Origin of the sequence: Candidatus Magnetaquicoccus inordinatus, assembly GCF_004217665.1 — a bacterium.
Taxonomy (GTDB): Bacteria; Pseudomonadota; Magnetococcia; order Magnetococcales; family Magnetaquicoccaceae; genus Magnetaquicoccus; species Magnetaquicoccus inordinatus.
Genome location: NZ_RXIU01000223.1, coordinates 1 through 5,867 on the forward strand (window position 1 = coordinate 1; position 5,867 = coordinate 5,867).

General features: G+C 51.8%; 7 protein-coding genes. All 7 read left to right on the forward strand.

Annotated features, from left to right (window positions below; all coding sequences use genetic code 11):
* Positions 1-57 precede the first annotated feature (57 nt).
* The 7 genes from EJP87_RS13305 to EJP87_RS13340 all read left to right on the forward strand — a co-directional run bounded on the left by EJP87_RS13305 (position 58) and on the right by EJP87_RS13340 (position 5,805).
* A complete protein-coding gene (locus EJP87_RS13305; RefSeq protein ID WP_130472359.1) occupies positions 58-1,566 on the forward strand; it encodes a DUF935 domain-containing protein in 1,509 nt (502 codons plus the stop codon).
* Positions 1,550-2,860 carry a phage minor head protein gene (locus tag EJP87_RS13310; protein ID WP_130472360.1) on the forward strand — a complete coding sequence of 437 codons (1,311 nt, stop codon included), beginning with the start codon at positions 1,550-1,552 and terminating at the stop codon, positions 2,858-2,860. Before EJP87_RS13305 ends, EJP87_RS13310 begins: the two co-directional genes overlap by 17 nt.
* 132 nt (positions 2,861-2,992) lie before the next feature.
* Positions 2,993-3,427: a phage virion morphogenesis protein gene (locus EJP87_RS13315; protein WP_130472361.1), complete on the forward strand. Its 435-nt coding sequence runs from the start codon at positions 2,993-2,995 to the stop codon at positions 3,425-3,427.
* Positions 3,420-3,692 (forward strand): hypothetical protein, encoded by a 273-nt coding sequence (locus EJP87_RS13320; protein WP_130472362.1) that lies wholly within the window; start codon positions 3,420-3,422, stop codon positions 3,690-3,692. Before EJP87_RS13315 ends, EJP87_RS13320 begins: the two co-directional genes overlap by 8 nt.
* Before the next feature lie 7 nt (positions 3,693-3,699).
* The gene (locus EJP87_RS18850) at positions 3,700-4,491 is read left to right on the forward strand and encodes a collagen-like protein (RefSeq protein WP_130472363.1); all 792 of its coding nucleotides are present in this window, start codon (positions 3,700-3,702) and stop codon (positions 4,489-4,491) included.
* Between the two features lie 4 nt (positions 4,492-4,495).
* The gene (locus EJP87_RS18855) at positions 4,496-5,419 is read left to right on the forward strand and encodes a glycine-rich domain-containing protein (RefSeq protein ID WP_193771382.1); all 924 of its coding nucleotides are present in this window, start codon (positions 4,496-4,498) and stop codon (positions 5,417-5,419) included.
* 2 nt (positions 5,420-5,421) lie between these two features.
* Positions 5,422-5,805, forward strand: coding sequence for a hypothetical protein (locus tag EJP87_RS13340; protein ID WP_130472364.1), 384 nt, complete (start codon positions 5,422-5,424; stop codon positions 5,803-5,805).
* The last annotated feature ends 62 nt before the right edge of the window (positions 5,806-5,867 follow it).

Sequence of the window (5,867 nt, forward strand, 5' to 3'; positions counted from 1 at the left end):
GTCAAATGTGGGGTGGGGTGCGGTAGGTGGACGCATCAATCTGGAAGGATACTGAGCATGGGCAAAAAAGAGTTAAAAAAACAGATAAAACCTCCCTTTGGTGCAGTTGCCTCAATCTCTTCCGGCAGAGACATTACCCGCGGTTATGTGGACGCCATGGCATTGTTGCCAGTACAGGATAGTGTGTTGCGCATGCTGGGTGGTGCCGCTTTGGGCGCTTACGAAGAGGTGTTGCGTGATGATACGGTCAAAACAGCGCTCCAGCAGCGTTTTTTGGCCTTGACGGCAACCGAGTGGCGGGTTGAACCGGGCGGAAAGAGTCGAATGGATCGGTTGGCAGCCGAGTCGCTGCAAAAGCAGCTTGAAAAAATTGATTTTGACGGCATTACCGAGAAGATGTTGTATGCCCTTTTTTATGGGTATGCCGTGGCCGAGTGCATGTGGGGTGTGGAGTATGACCAAGTTGTTTTGCAAGAGATCAAGGTACGCAAACAGCGTCGCTTTGCCTTTTCTCCTGACGGCTCTTTGCGTCTGTTGACCGGCGCCAATCCGCAAGGTGAGCTGCTTCCTGATCGTAAATTTTGGCATTTTTGTTGTGGTGCCGATAATGATGATGAGCCTTACGGCCTGGGTCTGGCGCACTGGTTGTACTGGCTGGTTCGTTTCAAACGGGGCGGGATACGTGCTTGGCTATCCTTCCTGGACAAGTTTGGCCAGCCCTCTGCGGTTGGGGAGTTTCCGCTTGGCACGACTGAAGAGGAACAAAAAAAGCTGTTGCAAGCGGTTGATGGCTTGCGCAGTCAGTCAGGGATTATCATTCCGCAGGGCATGATCATCCGTCTGTTGGAAGCCACACGCAGCGGGCAGGCTGACTATGCCGATTTGACCAGAATCTTGAACGAATCGATCACTCGTCTGATTTTGACTCAAAACATGACCACCAGCGATGGATCTTCCTTGTCGCAAGCGCAGGTGCATGAACGCATGCTGGGCAGCGTGGTGCGTGCCGACGGTAATTTGATTGCCTCCAGCTTTAATCGCAGCGTTTCAGTATGGTTGAGTGATTGGAATTTTCCTGGGGCGGTAACGCCTCGGTTGGTGTTCATGACCGAAGAGCCGGAAGATCTTAACCGCCGCGCAGAAAGAGAAAAAACCATATCTGAAACGACCGGTTTACGACCGAGCAAAAAACATGTCGAAGAGGTATATGGCGGCGATTGGGAGGAGAAAGAACAGTCTGCGCCAATGGTTGCGCCCGATCCCGCCGGGAAGGATCTTGCTGCAGAGCAGAAGCAACAGGAGCCTGCCTTTGCCGAGGCGTCACCTTATCCTGCCCAGCAGGCGATTGATGCTGTTCAGCTTCCTGCCGAGCAAATCCATGCAGCCATGACTGCCTTGTTAGCTCCATTTATCTCACGACTCCAGGAGGGAGCTACAGCGCAGGAGTTGTTGGTGCAATTGGGTGAGATCTATCGAGAGATGAATTATCAACAACTGGCGGAGTTGCTGGATCGGATAATCATGGCCGGTGAAGTGTGGGGGCGCCTCGATGCCGACTCAGCCTGAGAGTGATTTGGCCTATCTGATCAATCATCCACCGGAAGAGGCGCTGCGCTATTTATCTGGCAAGGATAGGCGGGTTTCCTGGAGTTGGCGGGATCTGAGCGGTCCAGAGCATGGCAAGTCATTTACGGTTGCCAAGGCGATGGGTTTGGATCTGTTAACGGATATTCACCAGGCGCTCAATAGTGCGCGGCAGGAGGGTCGCACAGAGCGCATGTTTGCCAAGGATCTGACTCCGATCCTGCAAGCCAAGGGATGGTGGGGTGAAAAGTGGGTGGCGCATCCAGATGGCGGCGAGCAGTTGGTTGAACTGGGTTCACCGCTGCGTTTGGAGACCATTTTTCGCACCAATATGCAGACGGCTTATATGGCTGGCCGCTACAAGCAGATGCTGGAAAATGCCCAGTCGCGTCCGTACTGGATGTATGTAGCGGTAATGGATAGTCGTACTCGGAAATCTCATGCCACCCTTAATGGCCGTATTTTCCGCTATGACGATCCCGTCTGGGCGCATATCTATCCACCGAACGGTTTTCGTTGTCGCTGCCGGGTGCGCGCTTTGTCTGAATCTGCAATGCAACGTGGTGGTTATGAGCTCGAAAAATCAAGCGATTATATGGTTCAACTGGATCAGGGCGAGGATCCTCTGGCTCCATCAATTGCTCTCAGACTGCCTGGTGGCCGTTTTGCGCCCGATACGGGTTGGGACTATAACCCAGGAGCTGCCTGGAGCAGATGGGACAAAAACGGGCTGCTGCCTGATTGTTTGGGGGGTGTGGCGTATGCAGAGAGCGATGGCAAAAATTGCATTCAATCTTTACCCGGACAAAAAAGTTGGCAAGAGTATGGGCGATCAGATTTGCGCGATGTTGGTAATGATTTGCGTTTGCCATCTCCTTCTTTATTGAAGGTTGGCAAGGATGCCAACGAGGCTCTTCAGATATTGCAAACCGCTCTGGGAGTGAGCAAGGAAAATCCTGTCCGTGTAGTTCGTACTCCTGTGGATTTGGTTATTATCCGGGCAGAATACTTGCCGCATGTGGTTGCTAAGCGAGAACATCGCCGAGAAGTAACAGCAAACTATATCGTTCCAACCTTAGAAAGTCCTTATGAAATTTGGCTGACAGAGTATGCAGATGGGTTTAGGAAGCGATACATCGGGCTGTTTCAAGATCAACGGGATTTATTGTCGGTAGTGCGGGAAAGTCAGGACGGCAGTTTGTTATGGAATGTGATTCGGATGAGGGATGTAGAGCTAAACAGACAGCGCACCGGTAGCTTGATGTGGAAGAAATGATCGGGGGTTAGGGGTGCCCGACAAGTGCGGAACTGTCGGCACCAGTAGGATTAAGGTGCACGTGCCGCTTCACAACCCTAAATCCTGCCCCGATCAAGACCAATACTACTCGCAAGCAGCGTGGAAAGCAATATGAATGATTTGATTCAGATCAATGTAGGAAGCAGTGCTGTGTCCGGATTGCTGGGTCGTTTGGCTGCCCAGGGTGCAGATATGTCAGCAGCATTCCGGGAGATTGCCGGGGTAATGGCCGACTCAGTAGAGGAGAATTTTGCTCGTGAGGGTAGGCCACCATGGAATAGGTCAATCCGTGCCGAACGAGAGGGAGGAAAGACGTTGCAGGATAGTGGACGTCTGGCCGCATCCATTAATGCCCGATCATCTTCTGAGTCTGCCGCAGTTGGCACCAACCTTATTTATGCAGCGATTCACCAGTTTGGTGGGCAGGCAGGCAGAAACAAGAGAGTAACCATCCCTCCCAGGCCATTTTTGGCGATACAGGATGAGGAGATGGGAGAGGTTATGGATATTATTAATCGCCACTTGCTAGGAGGAGAGCATGTTTAACAGTAGCGATTTACAGCGCCGTGATTTGCCGGTCATGTTGGACGGGGGACGGTTTTTAACTCTTCGCGTGGCTACGGTCTCTGCAGGATTGGATCAGACGATTTACCAGGGGTATGCCTATCCAGGCAGCAGTGAGGCGGATCCAGTATGGCTGATTCAGCGCACAACCATTGGCAATGATGGGACGGTCAGTACGCTGTTTGCCAACGGAGTTGCGGTATTTGACCAGATTTGGGCGAATCGTACCGCACTGACATACGCTTGAGGTGGCCATGGATAATTTCCGCTACAACCCGCTTACTGGCCAATTCAATTTAACCGGAGATGCTGGTCCTCCTGGAGCGACTGGACCACAGGGACCGCAAGGTCCGACAGGGGACACAGGTGCGACTGGTCCACAGGGGCCACAAGGTTTGCAGGGTCTAAAAGGAGATGCGGGAGATACTGGTCCTGCTGGCGCAACAGGGGCAAGCGGACCACAGGGGCCGCAAGGTGTCACAGGCCCACAAGGTCCGGCAGGTCCAGCAGGCGCAACATCATGGACAGGAATCACAGATAAACCGACAACTGTGTCTGGGTTCGGGTTGACAGATGCCGTCGATACAACGACAACCCAAACCATTTCAGGAGAAAAAACTTTTTCCGGCAAGGCCAAATTCCAAAAAATTGTGGAAAAAATCACTATTTCGGCCGCTGCGGCAGATGCGACCGTGAATTTTGACGCGCTGACACAGCAACTACTTGAGTACACGAGCGCCGCAACAGCAAATTTCATACTGAACATTCGGGGGAACAGTGGAACAACACTTTCTAGCCTGTTGTCGGTTGGTGAGGCATTGACAGTTGTTTTTTTGTGCGCAAACGGGACGTCGGCAAAATATGCGACATCAATCATGATTGACGGTGCAGCAACCAACGTCACTACCAAGTGGCAGGGGGGGAGTGCTCCGACAAGCGGCAACGCCAACGCAATTGACGCCTATACATTGTCGATCCGCAAAACCAGTGAGGTAACTAATCCGCACAGTTTTGCTGTGTTGGCGTCTGTGGCGAAATACGGGTGATGCTATGCGCAAATACATGAAAAATATATTTTTCTGTGTTGCGTTGGCGGTAGGGTTAATCAACAGCGAGGCGTTTGCTGCAAAGCCAGTCATTACGAAAAAAGATCAGGAGAAAATTTCCAATCTGATTTATATGGCGTCGCCTGTTGTCAGCACGCTTGCAGGTTCTTCTGCCAAGGCGTTTGGGTTTGGAAGGCAGAGCGGCTGGTGTTATCAAGTCTTTACTGGGGATGGAAATTTCGTCGTCTCTGGGGTAGCTAAGTATGTCGAGTGTCTCGTTGTTGGTGGCGGAGGTGCGGGTGGCTTTCATGGCGGAGGTGGTGGCGGGGGAGGGTTTGTTATTGGATCTGCACTCTTAACTCCCGGCACCTATGCAGTTGTTGTTGGGGGCGGCGGGGCGCCAACAACCGGTAACGGTGGAAACGGTAGTCCGTCATCATTTTACGGATTCGTAGCAACGGGCGGCGGTGGTGGTGGAGGCAACCTAAGTAACGGTTCTTCTGGTGGTTGTGGTGGCGGCGGCGGATGGGGCACGACAAGCGGCGGATCAGGCAATATGCCAAGCACATCCCCAGCGCAAGGATACAATGGTGGCAATCATGCTGGGACTGGTGGGTCTGGTGGTGGCGGAACTGGAGAAGCAGGAACAAACAGCAAAGGTGGTGACGGTAGATCCGGTTATGAAGAATGGGCAATAGAAACTGGCACTGGACATGGCAACAAATATGGTGGTGGCGGTGGTGGGGTTTGGGGCGGTTTAACCCCAGGAGTGGGTGGAGGCGGAAGAGGTACCGATGGAAGTGTATTTTATGCCGATCCTGGCGTAGCCAATACCGGCGGGGGTGGTGGAGGTGGTCTTGATTGGGGTGGAGTTTGGTTACCAAAAGCAGGCGGGAAAGGCATTGTTGTTATTCGGTGGAGATCATAACCATGGCGCACGTAGCAAGAATTGACGAAAACGGAATCGTGGTTGCAGTGCATTGTATAGATAACAGCAACATTGGAAATCTTGAATTTCCTGATAGTGAACCGTTGGCTATTGCTTTTCTGGAAAGTGTTCACGGACCTGGAAAAATTTGGAAACAGTGCAGCTACAACAATAAGTTCCGTGGTCACTATCCTGCACCTGGTGAAACATACGATCCGGTTCTTGATGTTTTTATACAAAATAAACCAGATGCTTATCCTTCATGGGTTTGCAACAAAACAACTGGGGTGTATGAACCACCGTTCCCTGCTCCAAGCGATGGTAATAAATATCGTTGGGTTGAAGCAGAAAAAAATTGGGCGAAGATTTCTCAGCAGGAGACTTGATGGCGCTCCAGCAGTTGTAGCAGATCAATTTTATTAACATCTATCACAGGGATAAACCAACA

Coding starts and splice junctions, on each gene's coding strand:
- EJP87_RS13340 (WP_130472364.1), top strand. CDS start 5,422: ATGGCGCACGTAGCAAGAATTGACGAAAACGGAATCGTGGTTGCAGTG.
- EJP87_RS13320 (WP_130472362.1), top strand. CDS start 3,420: ATGTTTAACAGTAGCGATTTACAGCGCCGTGATTTGCCGGTCATGTTG.
- EJP87_RS18855 (WP_193771382.1), top strand. CDS start 4,496: ATGCGCAAATACATGAAAAATATATTTTTCTGTGTTGCGTTGGCGGTA.
- EJP87_RS18850 (WP_130472363.1), top strand. CDS start 3,700: ATGGATAATTTCCGCTACAACCCGCTTACTGGCCAATTCAATTTAACC.
- EJP87_RS13310 (WP_130472360.1), top strand. CDS start 1,550: ATGCCGACTCAGCCTGAGAGTGATTTGGCCTATCTGATCAATCATCCA.
- EJP87_RS13315 (WP_130472361.1), top strand. CDS start 2,993: ATGAATGATTTGATTCAGATCAATGTAGGAAGCAGTGCTGTGTCCGGA.
- EJP87_RS13305 (WP_130472359.1), top strand. CDS start 58: ATGGGCAAAAAAGAGTTAAAAAAACAGATAAAACCTCCCTTTGGTGCA.